The organism is Pseudoclavibacter sp. VKM Ac-2888 (assembly GCF_015351285.1).
Classification (GTDB): Bacteria; Actinomycetota; Actinomycetes; order Actinomycetales; family Microbacteriaceae; genus Pseudoclavibacter.
The window spans coordinates 1,857,386-1,871,945 of the sequence record NZ_JADKSM010000001.1 but is presented as its reverse complement, the minus strand read 5'-3'; the positions used below and the strand labels follow the sequence as shown (position 1 = coordinate 1,871,945).

The following is a 14,560-nucleotide window of genomic DNA, read 5'->3' as shown; positions in this document are numbered from 1 at the left end:
GCGCCCACCCTTGGAAGACGAGCCGTCACCGATGACGCACACGCTGGAGTTCAAAGGAGAACACCGTGACACACGACTCGAGCCCCGACAAGGGCAAAGCGGTCAAGACCACCCCGAGCTCACCAAGTCGGGCAGCAGGCAGCACCCCTCCCGTCAAGAAGAAGAAACCGTTCTGGCACCACCTCTACGTGTGGGTGCTGGTCGGCATCGCGCTCGGCGTCGCCGTCGGCCTGATCTTCCCGGCCTTCGCCTCCGAGCTGCGCTGGCTCGCGACGCTCTTCATCAACCTGGTCAAGGTCGTCATCGCGCCGACCATCTTCGCGACCGTCGTCGTCGGCATCGCTGGTCTCGGCAACCTCGCGAAAGCGGGCGGCCTCGCCCTGCGCACCGCCGTCTACTTCAACATCACCACCGTCGTCGCCCTGGGCCTCGGCCTCATCGCCATCAACGTCTTCCAGCCGGGCGCCGGCCTGAACTACGACGTCGCGAGCTTCGACGGATCGGCCGCCGACGCCACCATCGCCGACGCGGGCGACGCCGGGGGAGAGGGCCTGCCCGGCTTCATCCTCGGCCTCATCCCCACCTCGTTCATGTCGGCGTTCGTCGACGGCCAGCTCCTCCAGGTGCTGCTGCTCGCCATCCTGACCGCCATCGCGATCGCCATGCTCGGCAAGCGTGGCGAGAAGGTCGTGCGCGCCATGGACTCGCTCGCGAAGGTCATGTTCGGCATCATCAAGATCGTCATGTGGGTCGCCCCCATCGGTGCCTTCGGCGGCATCGCCTTCACGATCGGCAAGCACGGCGCCGAGATCCTCGGCAACCTCGCCTTCTTCATGGGCTCCTTCTGGCTCACCTGCCTCATCTTCGTCTTCCTGGTGCTCGGCCCCATCTGCCACTGGGCTGGCTTCAGCATCTTCAAGTACCTCCGCTACATCAAGGACGAACTCCTCATCGTGCTCGGCACCTCCTCCTCCGAGACGGTGCTGCCCCGCATGATGACGAAGCTCGAGGCGGCCGGCGTGCCCAAGCACGTCGTCGGCCTCACCATCCCGACCGGCTACTCGTTCAACCTCGACGGCACCGCCATCTACATGTCCATGGGCGCCATCTTCATCGCGCAGGCGTTCGGGGTGGATGTGCCCATCGGCACCCAGATCGCACTCCTCGCGTTCATGCTCATCTCCTCGAACGGAGCAGCGGGCGTCTCCGGCGCAGGTCTCGTGACCCTCGCCGCATCCATCGCCGCGTTCGACCACATCATCCCCATGGTGGGGCTCGCGCTCATTGTCGGCATCGACCGATTCATGTCGGAGGGCCGTGCCCTCACGAACCTCACCGGCAACGGCATCGGCACACTCGTCATCGCCCGCTGGACGAAGGCGCTCGACCGCGAGCGACTCCAGGAAGTGCTCGACAACCCCAACGACATCGACGTCGAGCACCTCATGAGCCTCGACGGCGAAGAGGAAGCCGAAGCGCGCGCCGAGGGGGAGCGCAACCTGGAGCTGGCATCCGACAGCATCGACCGGAAGACGGGGTTCGCGGTCGACGGGCCGGCTGCGGACATAGCTGAGGGGGCCTCGGACCGCAGGGGCTCCTCCAGCGAGTCGAACGCCCGCGGCTGACCGGACACCGGCAGGGGCCCGCGGCGTCGATGTGACGCCCCGGGCCCCTTTCGCCGGCGCGCCGTCGCGCCGCCGCCGCCACCTTCTCCGCCGCCGCTGACCAACTTCAGTGCTGATCCGGCCGCTTTCTGCCCGAACTGGCGCGAAACGGCCGTCTGAGCACTGAAGTTGGTCAGGGGTCCCACCGACCCGGCACCCGCGCACCCGCGGGTGCAGTGGCGCCGGACCGTCCCGAGCACGCTTCGCAGCCCAGCCAGTCGTTCAGCCCCGATCTTGGTCCGGAGGGGGCGGAAGGAGCTGCCGATGGGCGGCGAACTCACACGCCGCGACCCACGCTTCGGCCGCAGAAAATGACCGCTCCGGCTCGCCCATCTCAGAGAGGCGGTTGTGCAGCGACTCGCGTGCAGTGACCAGGTACCGGTACGTCGGTTCTTCCAACAGGCCGTCGTTCCACGCACGCGTCACCTCAGCGAACTCATACGCGCCCCGGTGCTGGATGCTTTCCGCCGTGCACGTCGACGAGTCGTGGATATAGTCCAGGCTCAGAAGCTCTTCCACGACAAGTTGCAGCGGGATACCCCCTCGCGAGTAGTCCGCAGCAATACCGTAGGGTCCTAGCAGTGCCGGGCGAGAACCCTTTGGTTGGGAGCGCCGGGCGACCCTCGCGAGAATGCTGAGTGCTGGCACCGGGAGCTCCAATGCCTGCGCGATGTGCTCAACTGAGTTCAGGCGCAGAAGGTCCAAGAGCTCTCGATGGAAGCTGGCGTGATCGACATTCTGCTGCCGCAGATGGTCCTGAAAGGCACGCGCCCCGTTCTCCGAGCAGGAATGCACTGCTCACCTCCACCACCTTGTGCGATTCCCGCAACGTATCGCCGGTGGATGGGACGCGCCTCGGTCTGAGGTCAGGGTTTCGCGGTCTCGACCGCCTCCCGGTCGGTCGAAACGCCTCTCACATCACTGGTCTCCACGGCTCGCATGGCGTCTTTCAACGCTCGAACGGAACTGAAACCAGCAGATTCAGCGGCGCGGTGCCAATCAGTGCTCGAAGGTCTGAGGGAGGGAAGGAGAGTCCGGGCGCGGGCCACGCGAACGCGGCGAATGTACGCTCCCGGGGTTGTGCCGATCGAACGGAAGATTCGGTTGAGGTGCGTGTGGGAGATGCCCAGCGATTCCTCGAGCTGCCGAACTCCGAACGTCACCTCGCGCAGACGCGCGGACACCATCATGAATGCCGCGCTCAGGAGGTCCTCGTACGCGTTCCCATCCAGGGTGTCATCGTCTGGGTCGGTGGACAGCGTTGCTGCGAGCAGGTACTCGATCCCACGCTGCCACTTGCTGCGGCTGCCCCTCAGCGGAGAGAGTGATGGCGCCGACTTGAGTGAAGCCAGCGCAGTGGCGATCAAGACGTTGATGTCGTACTCATCGGGCGTGACGACGAGGGCATCTGAGGCGAACTTCGGCGCATCGATGGCAACCCGTGAGGCTGGCGTGATGCAGACGATACGGGAAACGGCCTGGGCGGCATCCATCCTGACCTCACCTGTTGGACTCTGAACGAGCATGCTCTTCGCGGCGAGCTCGAAGTGGGTGCCCGAAGCCTCGATGGAGTGGACCCCCGAAACTCCGACCGTCGTCGTCAACAGAGGGATGTCAGAGTCATCGCCCGAATACTCGAGGGTTGCCGGTGTGTGCCACAGCCTCATGAGGGCGAAGTGATCAAAGGTTCGTACGTCTGCTACGAGCCTGAAGTCTGAGGAATTCGACCGAACGTTCCATCCGCGTCGCTGGAACCAGGCTGCGGCTTCCCCATCCGCTAACGCGACGCGCTCATGGTCAGACAACTCGCGGTACCTACCTCACTGGCCGGAAAAGTTCTCAAGACGTAGCTACATTGCTCAAAGAATGTGGGCAAATCCCCGGGCATTGAAGTTCCTAGAGTGACCTAAAAGTTCCGCCTGAGCAAACCCTATTTGCAACAATGTTCCACCATCCGAACGCACGTTCGTGCAGATGGCTGCGCTCGCAGTGACGCCCTATTCTCCACTCGAGTCTAGGCGCTCGCGGCGAAGAGTGTTCGGTTTTCACCATTGAGGCCACGAAGTTGCAGCCCCGGTCATGTTTTGACGCAAGCGCGGGTTGCTGCGAGCCTATATTGGGCTTTGCTGAACAACGCAAGCCTTTGGAACATATTCGCCTTAATAGGTGAAATTCGCGTAGGATGAACGGGCTCGCTGCGTTGCCAGGCGACAGAAGATCGTTCGCTTCCAGATGCACCCCAGCTGAGGTCGCCCGCCCAGTCGCCGAGGTCCCCCCCCCGTTCATTCTCGGCGCACCCACCAACGGAGGTCGCACCCCCGATGCGCGAACGTTCTCCTCAATCCACCTATGACGTCCCGCCCAGTCCCGATCTCCCCGTGGAAGTATTCCGAGCCGCCGAAGTCATGCTGCACGTCCTCGAAACTCAAGCCGCTGCCGCCTCGGATCCTGGAGGGCAGACCCAAAGCTCGCGAGGGCTGGCCGCCTCCATTGAGGGGATCGACGAGGGCATCAGCGAGGAGCACACGATCGGCGCCAGCCTGATCATCCAGTTCTGGCTGGCCAACAGCCTTGCGCACGAGCGGCGGAGCGATCTCACCGACGTCATCCACGAGGTGCGAAGCTACCTGTCCACCCTCGCCGGTGCCCGGTGAAGCGCCGCGCGCGTGTGGACGACCTCGACTACCGTGTTGAGGTCGTCGCGTTCCCGGACGGACCGGGCTCTCGGCCCTGGCGGCTCCTCGCCGCAGAGGCGCCCGCGAGCTCACGGCTGCACATCGCCAAGACCGTGTCTCCTGATCTCGGATATGTTGCTATCGCCATCATCGCGTGCGAGGGGGAGACTCTTGCGGGGGCTGCGGCTAGGGTCAGGATGCTGCTCATCCCCAACCCACGAGTCTCCGAGCGAGCCGTTCGAAGTGTGCTCCAGCGTGGCCGCGTTACCAAGGTGCTGTCCGGCGAATGCCCCGCCGAGTTCTACGGTCCGCCCTCGAGTGCATCCGGTCGCCAAGTGAGCGCCGATCGTGAGTGGGAGCGGTGACGACTCCCGCACAGGGCGGAACTTGAAGGTCGATGGCAGGAACTTTCTCGTAGGCTCTCCCTAAGCTCACTAAGGGTGCAGCTGTTCTTTCGAGGCATGGCGCCCGGCAGGACGGTCAGAGACTGCTCGCGCGATGGTGCGCCTAGCGGTGAACACCTGACGGAGGATCTATGGCCACACGGACTGCTGGACCGGCGGGCCTGTTGCTGACCGTCGCGGGAGTTCTGGCGATCGGATGGTCGCTCCTCGGCGTTCTGGTGCAACGCATCCAGCCGGAGGCGGCAGTGCTGTCCGCGGGACAGCTCTGGGGTGCGGTTCCGGCCGTCGTGTGCGTGCTCATCGTCATCGCCTGGCGGGGGCTCCTCTCGCAGGTCGATGCGGGTCCCGTGCGCGTGCGTGCGTCCGTGCTCGGCGCAGTCGTAGCGGTCGGCGTTCTCGGCGTCGAGGCCTGGTCGAGCGCGATCTGGGGGTTCGGCAGCGGCCTCGTCCCCGGATGGGTGTCGGTCGGAGTTGTGCTCATCGCGCTGGCTCCGGCGGTTCAGGACTCGTCGATCTGCCTCGCTGCACGCCGCGATCGCCCCTGACTGACGCTCAGCGCGCCCGTTTCAACGACTGGTTCAGCGCCGTCGCTGTCCAACTTCAGTGCAATAAAGACCGAAACCGGCTACTGAAGCGCGCTGGGCGCGTTTTCTGCACTCAAGTTGGACACGCACGCGTCCACGCGGGGTCGCCGAAAGGGGCGAGGCACCAACCCTGCGTATCGCCTACGCCGCGGGGGCGCCGAGCTCGCGGGAGATGCGGTCGGCGGCCGCGATCGCGGCAGGCGCGAGGGCTTCGATGCTGAGGCCCGGGTACTCGAGCTCGATCGAGGACACCGAGAGGCCGTGCGTCACGGCGCCGGTGTGGTCGCGGATGGGTGCCGAGACACACACGGTGCCCGTCTCGTTCTCGCCCAGGTCCGTCGAGTAGCCGCGCTCGCGGACGCGGGCGAGCTCCTCGTGCAGCAGGCCGAGGTCGGTGATCGTGAGGTCGGTGCGCCGGGGCAGGCCGACGCGCTCCGCAAGCGCATCCACTCGGTCCGGTGCCCAGTCGGCGAGCACGACCTTGCCCATGCCGGAGCTGTGCAGGGGCACGCCGAGGCCGACGCGCGAGCGCATGCGGTACGGCTTCGCCGAGTCGCGGCGGATGAGGTAGACCATCTCGCTCTCCGTCGCGACGCCCACGTGGATGGTGCAGTCGACGGAGGCGGCGAGCTCGTCGACGATGGGGCCCGCGACCTGCGAGATGTCGACGCTCGCGAGCGCCCGGCCCGCGAGGGCGAGCAGGTTGGGCCCGGCCCGGTAGCCCTGCTCGGAGTTGCCTCCGAGGTAGTTCTGCGCGACGAGGGTGCCCAGGATGCGGTGGACGGTGGCCTTCGCGAGTCCGGCTTCGGCGACGATGTCCGTGAAGCGCGGATGAGCGAGGGCCGCCGCGAGCACAAGCAGCGTTTTCTCGCTTGCGCCCGCGGGCGGGGTCGGCGACTGGCCTGCGTCGTCCATCCTGACCACCCTCGTTGTTGGAGTCGTCACCGCATCGCGGTGATCGGGACAGAGTCCATGTCGTCGAACGACTGGTTCTCGCCGGCCATCGCCCACACGAACGAGTAGCTGGAAGATCCTACTCCCGAGTGCAGCGACCAGCTCGGGGAGAGCACGACGTCGCCGTTCGCGACCATGAGGTGGCGCGTCTCCTTGGGGTCGCCCATGAGGTGCACGACCCGCTGGTCCTCTTCGAGGTCGAAGTAGTGGTACACCTCGGTGCGACGGTCGTGAGTGTGCGCCGGCATGGTGTTCCACATGCTGCCGGCGTGGAGGCTCGTGACGCCCATGACGATCTGGCAGCTCTTGACGCCGTTCTCGTGGATGCACTGGCGCAGCGTGCGGCGGTTCGACGTGACCTGGTCGCCGAGCTCGCGGATCGTGCCCTCTTCGGGGGTGACGAGGGTGTTCGGGTAGGCCGTGTGCGCGGGGGCGCTGAAGCCGTAGAACTTGGCGGGGTCGGCGGCGTCGTTGCTCTCGAAGGTGACGTCGACGGTGCCGCGGCCGAGGTAGAGCACGGCGGTCTTCGCGAGTTCGTAGCGCTCGCCGTCGGCGACGACGGCGCCGGCGCCGCCCGTGTTGACGATGCCGAGCTCGCGGCGGTCGAGGAAGTTCTCGCTGCGCAGCTCGTCGACGGTCTGAAGCGTGAGGGGGCTGTCGGTGGGGACGGCGCCGACGGTAACGACGCGGTCGAAGTGCGTCGCGACGACGCGGATCTCACCTGGCGTGAGGAGCTGCTCGACGAGGTAGCGGTCACGGAGTGCCTGCTGGTCGAGGGTGGGGATGTCTTCCGGGCGACCCGGGCGGTACTGCTGGGACAAGGGAGTTCCTCTCGTGATTCGTTCGTGGCACGTCTATAGTAGGTGAATGAAACCGAGTTCCGCCAGGTGGACCTGGCCTCACGCGAAAGGGTCGCTATGACCAGCTTCGACCTCACTGGAAAGACCGCGGTCGTCACCGGCGCCCGCCGCGGCATCGGCCTCGGCATCGCCACGGCACTCGCTGAGGCGGGGGCGGACATCATCGCCGCGTCCTCCCAGCAGGAAGCCGACGGCGGCGAAGTCGGGGCGCGTGTCCGCTCGCTCGGCCGCAGCTTCGAGGGCCACGGCGTCGACTTCACCGACCGTGCCGCCGTCGAGCAGTTCGGCGCATCCGTGAAGCACGCCGACATCCTCGTCAACAACGCAGGCACCATCCGCCGCGCGCCCGCCGCCGAGCACTCGCTCGACTGGTGGGACGAGGTCATCCAGGTGAACCTCTCGAGCCAGTTCGTGCTCAGCCAGATCGTCGGCGCGGCAATGGTCGAACGCGGCAACGGGCGCATCATCTTCACCGCCAGCCTGCTCAGCTTCCAGGGCGGCATCAACGTGCCCGGGTACACGGCGTCGAAGTCGGCCATCGCGGGCCTCGTCCATGCCCTCAGCAACGAGTGGGCATCCCGCGGCGTGACCGTCAACGCGATCGCCCCCGGCTACATCGCGACCGACAACACCGAGGCGCTGCGCGAAGACAGCGACCGCTCGCGCTCCATCCTCGAGCGCATCCCCGCGGGTCGCTGGGGCGAGGCAGAAGACCTCGGCGGTGCCGCCGTGTTCCTCGCGAGCCCGGCCGCTGCCTACGTCACGGGCGTCGTCCTCCCCGTCGACGGCGGATGGCTCGCACGATGAGCGCCCTGTTCGAGGGCCACTCCGTCGTTCCCCTCTCCACGCCGAGCACGCAGGCGCAGGCCGAGGCGCTTGCCGACGGTCTCGTCGCGGGCGGCATCGGCATCGTCGAGATCGCGCTGCGCGGCGACGGGGCACTGGACGCGCTGCGCCACATCGCCGGGCGCCCCGACCTCATCGTCGGCGCGGGCACCGTGCTCGACACCGAGCAGGCCAAGCAGGCGCTGGACGCGGGTGCACAGTTCCTCGTCTCGCCCGGCCTGTCGGCGGAGGTCGTCCGAGTCGCGCAGCACGCCGACGTTCCGATCCTCCCCGGAACGCTCACGCCGAGCGACATCACCGCGGCCCGCGACCTCGGGCTGACGCAGCTCAAGCTCTTCCCGGCCGGCAACTTCGGCGGACTGTCCCTGCTCAACACGTACGCCTCCGTGTTCCGCGGCATCACGTTCATGCCGAGCGGCGGCATCAGCATCGCCAACCTCGCCGAGCACCTCGAGCATCCGGCGGTCTTCGCCGCGAGCGGAAGCTGGCTCGGCAGCTCGAAGCTGCTCGACGAAGGTGCAGACGCGGTCGCCGAGGGGGCCCGCGCGGCCGCCGACATCGCGACCCGCGTGAGCGCCGCCAAGGTCGGCCGCACGTGAGCGGCATCGTCACGATCGGGGAGGCGCTCGGGCTGGTGATCGCGCGCCGGGCCGGCGGCTTCGACCTGCAGTCCGACGCGGAGATGAGCTTCGGCGGTGCGGAGAGCAACGTCGCGATCGCCGCCGCCCGACTCGGCGTCGAGGCCGCGTGGATCGGCCGGGTCGGCGATGACGCCGTCGGCAGGCGCATCCTCCGCGCCCTCAGGGCCGAACAGGTGCAGCTGCACGAGACGGTCGACGCGGATGCACCGACCGCAATCATGCTCAAGGACCGGCCCCGTCCGGGCCGCAGCCGCGTCACCTACTACCGCGGCGGACTCGCCGGCAGCCGCATCACGCCGGCCGACGTCCCAAGCGAGGCCATCGTGGGCGCCCAGGTCCTGCACGTCACGGGCATCAGCCTCGCCCTCAGCGACAGCGCCGCCGAGACGGTGCTCAGCGCCGTCCGCCTCGCTCGCGAGCACGGCGTGATCGTGTCGTTCGACGTCAACCACCGCAGCAAGCTGTGGTCGGCCGAGGCCGCGGCTCCCCGCTACCGCGAGCTCGCCGCGCTCAGCGACATCGTCTTCGCCGGAGATGACGAGGCCGCCATGCTCGTCGGCGAGGCATCCCCGATCGAGCAGGCCCGCGCCCTGCAGGCCCTCGGTCCCCGGCAGGCCGTCATCAAGCGCGGCGAGCACGGTGCGTCCGGCGTCGACGGCGACCTCGAGGTCGAGGTGCCCGCCTTCGCGGTCGACGTCGTCGACACGGTCGGCGCCGGCGATGCCTTCGCGGCCGGCTACCTCGTCGAGCTCACGCGTGGGGCGCCCCTCGAGCAGCGCATGCTGACGGCCGCCGCGTGCGGAGCCAGCGCCTGCCGCAGCGACGGCGACTGGGAGTCGCTGCCGAGCTGGGGTGACCTGCGCGAGCTCGTGGACGGCGTCGGCGACGCCGTCCAACGCTGATCCACCCCGGTTCCTCTCAACACCCCCCGATGTCAGCGAAGACAGAAGACAGGAGTCTGCTCACATGACCTTCGAGATCGGCGAAGAGCACTTCCTCCTCGACGGCGAACCCCACCGCGTGCTCTCCGGGGCGCTGCACTACTTCCGCGTGCATCCCGAGCAGTGGGCCGACCGCATCCACAAGGCCAAGCTCATGGGCCTCAACACGATCGAGACCTACGTCGCCTGGAACGCCCACGAGCCCCGCAAGGGGGAGTGGGATGCGACCGGCTGGAACGACCTCGGCCGGTTCCTCGACCTGATCGCGGCCGAGGGGATGCACGCCATCGTGCGCCCAGGCCCCTACATCTGCGCGGAATGGCACAACGGCGGGCTCCCGACGTGGCTCACCGCGATGCCCGGGGTGGGGCTGCGACGCTCGGAACCTAGCTACCTGCACGAGGTCGAGACCTACCTGCAGCGCGTCTACGACATCGTCGCGCCGCGGCAGATCGACGTCGGCGGCCCCGTGGTGCTCGTGCAGATCGAGAACGAGTACGGCGCCTACGGCAACGACACTGCCTACCTCGAGCGGCTCGTCGAGGTCACCCGCGAGGCCGGCATCACGGTGCCGCTCACGACGATCGATCAGCCCACCGACCAGATGCTGAGCGACGGCAGCGTCGACGGCGTGCACCTCACCGGCTCGTTCGGGTCGCGCGCCGAGGAGCGCCTCGCCACCCTGCGGCGCCACCAGCCGACCGGCCCGCTCATGTGCGCCGAGTTCTGGGACGGCTGGTTCGACTGGTGGGGTGCCTTCCATCACACGACGAGCGTCGAGGATGCGGCTCGCGAGCTCGACGCGCTGCTCGCCGCCGGCGCCTCCGTGAACTTCTACATGGTCCACGGTGGCACCAACTTCGGCCTCGCCAACGGGGCGAACCACAAGGGCAGGTATCTGCCCATCACGACCTCCTACGACTACGACGCGCCGCTCGACGAGGCAGGGAACCCCACCCCGAAGTTCTTCGCCTTCAGGGACGTCATCGCGAAGTACGCCGATGTGCCGGTGGAGACCCCCGCGCTCGCGGTCCCAGCCCCAGAGCTCGAGGTGCCGCTCTCCGTCGTGGCACCGGATGCGTGGCTCCCGCCCGTCAGTCCCGAACGCCAAACGACGCCCCCGACCTTCGATGCCCTGCAGCACCTGAGCGCCCTGGTCGCCTACGAGGCCGAGCTGCCGCGCGCATCCGCACCCCGCCTGCTGGAGTTCGAGGAAGTGCGCGACTTCGCGTGGCTCTCCATCGACGGCGTCCCCTTCGGCACGCTGTCGCGCACCCTCCACGAGACGTCGATCGTCGTGCCCGCCGGGACGCGGCTGCGCGTGCTCGTGGAGGAGCAGGGTCGCGTCAACTACGCCGAGCGCATCGGCGAGGAGAAGGGCATCATCGGCACGCCGCTCCTCGACGGGGCTCCCCTCGAAGGCTGGACGGCGACGCCCATCGACGTCGCTGAGGCCGGAATCGCGATCGGCTCGGCGCTCACCAGCGCACCCGGCGCTGCTCTTGCTGCGGCCGACGCATCCGCGCCACTGGCTCATCCCGAGACGCCGCTCGGGCTCACAGGGCTTCGCGGAGAGTTCGAGCTCGAAGCGCCGCGCGACCTCTACCTCGACACCGCCAAGTGGGGCAAGGGGTACGCCCTGGTGAACGGCTTCCTGCTCGGGCGCTATTGGCGCAGCGGACCGCAGCAGACGCTCTACGTGCCGGGCTCGGTGCTCCGCGCCGGCGTCAACACGGTCGCGATCGTCGAGCTCGAGGTGACGGCGTCTCCCGTCGCTCGCTTCGTCGCGCAGGCCACGCTCGGCCCCCTCGAGGAGTAACCGGGGTCCGCCCCGCGCCCCGCACACCCGCCGGCCCCTGCGCCCGCCCCGTCTGCGACGCTGCCCGGCGTTTCGCCCTCTGGGAGCGGTCTCAGAGGGCGAAACGCCGGGCAGTGATCGGCGATAGGGCCCGCCGGGCCCTATTGCCGGGAGGCTCTTGCTACTGACCTCGGCGACCGAGTCGTCGAGCACCCAGCACCGCTCCGCCGCCGACAAGCGCCAGGCCGAAGAGGACCGCCGCCAGGGGGAAGTCCGCGCCGGTCGACGCCAGCCCCTCCGGAGTCGGCGTCCCGGTGTCCGATCCACCCTGAGGCGTGGATGTGGGTGCGGACGTGGACGTGGGTGCGGATGTGGATGCGGAGGTGGCTGACGGCGAGGGCGTGGCGCCCCCGGTCGGAGCTGCCGTGGCCGTCGCGGTCGGCGGGGTGACGACGGGTCCGGGCTCCTGCCACATCGTCGGCGTGACCGGCGTGACGGTGATGCGTCGTAGCGTCGCCGCTCCGCCCTCGGACCAGGCGGTGATGGCGTCCGCGCCCTCGTTCGGGAACACCTGATCGGTGATGGTCACCATCCCGTCCGCCGTGAAGAGCTCGACGGATGCGCGATCCAGGTAGAGGGAGAAGGTAACCGAGCCGTCGTCGTCGAGGGCGACCGGCGCATCCTCCACCGATGCGAAGGCGGGGTGGAAGTCCACGTTGCCGGAGTTCGTCCGGTCGACGAACAGGCGTCCCTGCGCGGCGTCGTAGCCGATGCGGGTTCCCGACTCGGCGTCCCCGAAGACCGTGATTCCCGCCCGCTGCGCCTCGCCCGGTTCCAGGGTCACCTCGAGTTTCACGACGTCTCCCGAGAGCCCGAGATCCACCGCGCCATTGAGGGCGACGTCCGTGCGCGTGGCCGCGCCTGCCACGTCGAGCTGCTCATCGACCTGGGGGACGACCTGCTGCTTGAGGCGCGGTCCCGCTGGAGTCGAGGTCAGGACGACCTCGCGCGGGAGCGTCATCGAGCTGCGCCACGTCGAGGTGGGAATGTCGTTGGCGTAATCCCAGTTGTTCATCCAGCCCTGCATGATCCGGCTCCCCTCCGGGGTGCCGAAGTACGAGACCGTCGCGTAGTAGTCGCGGCCCCAGTCGAGCCAGTCGTAGCTCTCGAGCGTCGATGGGACGCTCGTGTCGGCGAACATGATCTGGTCCAGCATCAGGTGGCCCCAGCCCGACCTGTTCTGATCGACCGCCTGAATCGTGGCCTGCTGTCCGCGGAGGTCGGAGACGTCCCAGCTCGACCAGTCGAGCGTCTCGCTGTTCCTGCCGGTCGCCGTGCGCACGACTTCGCCGTTGACGATGAGGTTGACCGCGGTCTCCTCCGAGCGAAGCTGCGAGGGCTCGTCGCCGATCACGAGGTGATCGAAGGTGAGGTGCCCCCAGCCTCCTGTCGCCTCGTCTCGAACGCGGAGCTGCGCATCCTTGCCGGCGAACTCGCTGATGTCCCACGACTGCCACGTCATCTGCCCGGCGTTGGCACCGGTCTGCGTGCGCACGACGCTGCCATCGACGAGCAGCTCGACCTGGAGGGTGCCGTCGGTGCGGTTGCCCCCGCCGACGAGGAAGGAAGCGAAATCGCCGTCGAGCGTGAAGGAGGGCGACGTGATCGTGCCCGTGTTGTCGTCTCCGAGCGGCCCGCCCTCCCACGTGTTGACGCGCTTGTCGCCGAGCGCGTACTCGCCGCTCGTCATCGAGGGACTGCGTGCCGGGTCGAGGGCGAAGTCGCCCGTCGCCTCCCAGCCTGAGCCGAGGAGGTTCTCGCCATCGGCGAGCTCGAAGTCGAAGACGGTGGTGCCCGCCGGCGGTTCGTTCCCGAGCTGCGAGCCGTCCACGTGCGGGTGGTTGCCTCCGCCGACGAGCAGGTTGATGACGTCGGATTCGATCGTGAACTGCGGGGACTCGAGCGAGCCCACCGGCCAGTCCCCGCCGTGGAAGCCGTTCGCGAAGCCGGCTCCGATGGCGCCCTTGACGGGGCCCTGGCCTGGCAGCGTCCCGGCCGCCGGCGCAAGCCCCCACGGGCCATCGGCCTCGTTCCCGGACTCGTTGGTGACGGTCCACCCGCTGAAGTCTCCGCCGTCGAAGGTCGCGAACGGGGTTCCTTCTGCCGTGGTGCCTGGCTCGACGGTGGTCTCGCTCGTGAACTCGGTGCCGTCGAAGTCGCCGACGAAGTACTGGCCCCCGCTGCCGCCAGCCACGGCACCTGGGTTGAGATTGACGACCATGACCCATTTCGTCTCATCCGGGTTGCCGTCGACGGGCAGCTCGAAGAGCTCCGGGCACTCCCAGATGCCCTCCGTGGAGTTCGCGGGCCCGAACTCCGAGAGGTGCTCCCAGGAGCGCAGGTCGGTGCTCTTCGCGAGGATCACCTTGTGGTCGACCGCCTCGACGGCCGCCATGACCCAGTACGCACCGGCCGGACCGTCGTACCAGAAGACCTTCGGGTCTCGGAAGTCGGCGGAGCCGCGGTCGTAGACGGGGTTGCCCTCGTGCTTCGTCCAGGTGTATCCGCCGTCATTGCTGTAGGCGAGCGACTGGGCCTGGATCCCGGGGTGCGTCGGATGATCCTGGGTGTACGCGCTCGTGTAGATGGCGACGAGCGGGGGCTTGTCTCCGGTGCCGAAACCGGAGCTGTTGGTCTCGTCGACGACGATGGAGCCAGAGAAGATGTCCTCGATCGCGACTCCGGAATCGTCGAAGGTCTGGGGGAGTGCGAGCGGCTGCTCCTCCCAGTGCATGAGGTCGGTGGAGGTCGCGTGGCCCCAGCTCATGTTCCCCCAGCGTGTGCCCTCTGGGTTGTGCTGGTAGTAGAGGTGATAGACGCCGTCGACGTACACCATGCCGTTGGGGTCGTTCATCCAGTTCTTCTCGGGGGAGAAGTGGAACTGCGGGCGGAACTGCTCCTGTCCCGCCTCGGCCGACTCCTCGGCGGTGGCTGTGGCGGCTGTGCCGGCGAGGACGGCGAACGCGATGCTGGTTGCTGCCAGCGCGGCGAGAGCCTTCCGCATCGGTCTCGGGTGTCTCGGTGACGTCGATGTCATGGATTCGCTCGATTTCTTCTCAGTGCGTCGAATGCAACGGACTGGACTGACAACGATGTCAATCCATTTCGAGCGATGCTAGAGACTGTCCACCGG

At 67.9% G+C, this 14,560-nt stretch carries 12 protein-coding genes; 7 read left to right on the top strand and 5 right to left on the bottom strand.

Annotated elements, in window-relative coordinates:
- Positions 1-65 precede the first annotated feature (65 nt).
- The gene (dctA, locus tag ITJ61_RS08885) at positions 66-1,625 is read left to right on the top strand and encodes a C4-dicarboxylate transporter DctA (RefSeq protein WP_104240307.1); all 1,560 of its coding nucleotides are present in this window, start codon (positions 66-68) and stop codon (positions 1,623-1,625) included.
- 261 nt (positions 1,626-1,886) lie between these two features.
- On the opposite strand, the gene ITJ61_RS08880 is transcribed toward dctA, so the two are convergent.
- Both ITJ61_RS08880 and ITJ61_RS08875 read right to left on the bottom strand, forming a co-directional pair.
- Entirely contained in the window at positions 1,887-2,183 is a 297-nt protein-coding gene (locus tag ITJ61_RS08880; RefSeq protein WP_146081921.1) for a hypothetical protein, read from the bottom strand.
- 347 nt (positions 2,184-2,530) lie between these two features.
- A complete protein-coding gene (locus ITJ61_RS08875) occupies positions 2,531-3,268 on the bottom strand; it encodes a helix-turn-helix domain-containing protein (protein WP_219819609.1) in 738 nt (245 codons plus the stop codon).
- A gap of 717 nt (positions 3,269-3,985) precedes the next feature.
- Here ITJ61_RS08875 and ITJ61_RS08870 point away from each other — a divergent pair.
- Together ITJ61_RS08870 and ITJ61_RS08865 are read left to right on the top strand one after the other, a co-directional pair.
- Positions 3,986-4,318, top strand: coding sequence for a hypothetical protein (locus ITJ61_RS08870; RefSeq protein ID WP_146081922.1), 333 nt, complete (start codon positions 3,986-3,988; stop codon positions 4,316-4,318).
- Positions 4,319-4,874: 556 nt separating this feature from the next.
- Positions 4,875-5,288: a hypothetical protein gene (locus ITJ61_RS08865; protein WP_146081923.1), complete on the top strand. Its 414-nt coding sequence runs from the start codon at positions 4,875-4,877 to the stop codon at positions 5,286-5,288.
- A 180-nt stretch (positions 5,289-5,468) separates the two neighbouring features.
- Here ITJ61_RS08865 and ITJ61_RS08860 read toward each other — a convergent pair whose 3' ends face one another.
- Both ITJ61_RS08860 and kduI read right to left on the bottom strand, forming a co-directional pair.
- Positions 5,469-6,242, bottom strand: a complete 774-nt coding sequence (locus ITJ61_RS08860; protein ID WP_194685986.1) for an IclR family transcriptional regulator — start codon at positions 6,240-6,242, stop codon at positions 5,469-5,471.
- A 26-nt stretch (positions 6,243-6,268) separates the two neighbouring features.
- Complete coding sequence (gene kduI, locus ITJ61_RS08855) at positions 6,269-7,102, bottom strand: 5-dehydro-4-deoxy-D-glucuronate isomerase (protein ID WP_104240313.1); 834 nt, start codon at positions 7,100-7,102, stop codon at positions 6,269-6,271.
- A 96-nt stretch (positions 7,103-7,198) separates the two neighbouring features.
- On the opposite strand from kduI, the gene ITJ61_RS08850 reads away from it, so the two are divergent.
- The 4 genes from ITJ61_RS08850 (at position 7,199) to ITJ61_RS08835 (ending at position 11,388) form a co-directional block, all read left to right on the top strand.
- The gene (locus tag ITJ61_RS08850; protein WP_104298226.1) at positions 7,199-7,948 is read left to right on the top strand and encodes an SDR family oxidoreductase; all 750 of its coding nucleotides are present in this window, start codon (positions 7,199-7,201) and stop codon (positions 7,946-7,948) included.
- Positions 7,945-8,586, top strand: coding sequence for a bifunctional 4-hydroxy-2-oxoglutarate aldolase/2-dehydro-3-deoxy-phosphogluconate aldolase (locus ITJ61_RS08845; protein ID WP_228496635.1), 642 nt, complete (start codon positions 7,945-7,947; stop codon positions 8,584-8,586). Before ITJ61_RS08850 ends, ITJ61_RS08845 begins: the two co-directional genes overlap by 4 nt.
- Positions 8,583-9,530, top strand: coding sequence for a sugar kinase (locus tag ITJ61_RS08840; protein ID WP_104305875.1), 948 nt, complete (start codon positions 8,583-8,585; stop codon positions 9,528-9,530). Before ITJ61_RS08845 ends, ITJ61_RS08840 begins: the two co-directional genes overlap by 4 nt.
- Before the next feature lie 64 nt (positions 9,531-9,594).
- Entirely contained in the window at positions 9,595-11,388 is a 1,794-nt protein-coding gene (locus ITJ61_RS08835; RefSeq protein WP_194685984.1) for a glycoside hydrolase family 35 protein, read from the top strand.
- A 160-nt stretch (positions 11,389-11,548) separates the two neighbouring features.
- On the opposite strand, the gene ITJ61_RS08830 is transcribed toward ITJ61_RS08835, so the two are convergent.
- Positions 11,549-14,431, bottom strand: a complete 2,883-nt coding sequence (locus ITJ61_RS08830) for a glycoside hydrolase family 32 protein (protein ID WP_194685983.1) — start codon at positions 14,429-14,431, stop codon at positions 11,549-11,551.
- Between the last annotated feature and the right edge of the window lie 129 nt (positions 14,432-14,560).

Bases quoted from the DNA above. Each gene is read 5' to 3' on its own strand.
- ITJ61_RS08835 (WP_194685984.1), top strand. From the start codon at position 9,595: ATGACCTTCGAGATCGGCGAAGAGCACTTCCTCCTCGACGGCGAACCC.
- ITJ61_RS08830 (WP_194685983.1), bottom strand. From the start codon at position 14,431: ATGCGGAAGGCTCTCGCCGCGCTGGCAGCAACCAGCATCGCGTTCGCC.
- ITJ61_RS08850 (WP_104298226.1), top strand. From the start codon at position 7,199: ATGACCAGCTTCGACCTCACTGGAAAGACCGCGGTCGTCACCGGCGCC.
- ITJ61_RS08860 (WP_194685986.1), bottom strand. From the start codon at position 6,242: ATGGACGACGCAGGCCAGTCGCCGACCCCGCCCGCGGGCGCAAGCGAG.
- ITJ61_RS08845 (WP_228496635.1), top strand. From the start codon at position 7,945: ATGAGCGCCCTGTTCGAGGGCCACTCCGTCGTTCCCCTCTCCACGCCG.
- ITJ61_RS08865 (WP_146081923.1), top strand. From the start codon at position 4,875: ATGGCCACACGGACTGCTGGACCGGCGGGCCTGTTGCTGACCGTCGCG.
- ITJ61_RS08870 (WP_146081922.1), top strand. From the start codon at position 3,986: ATGCGCGAACGTTCTCCTCAATCCACCTATGACGTCCCGCCCAGTCCC.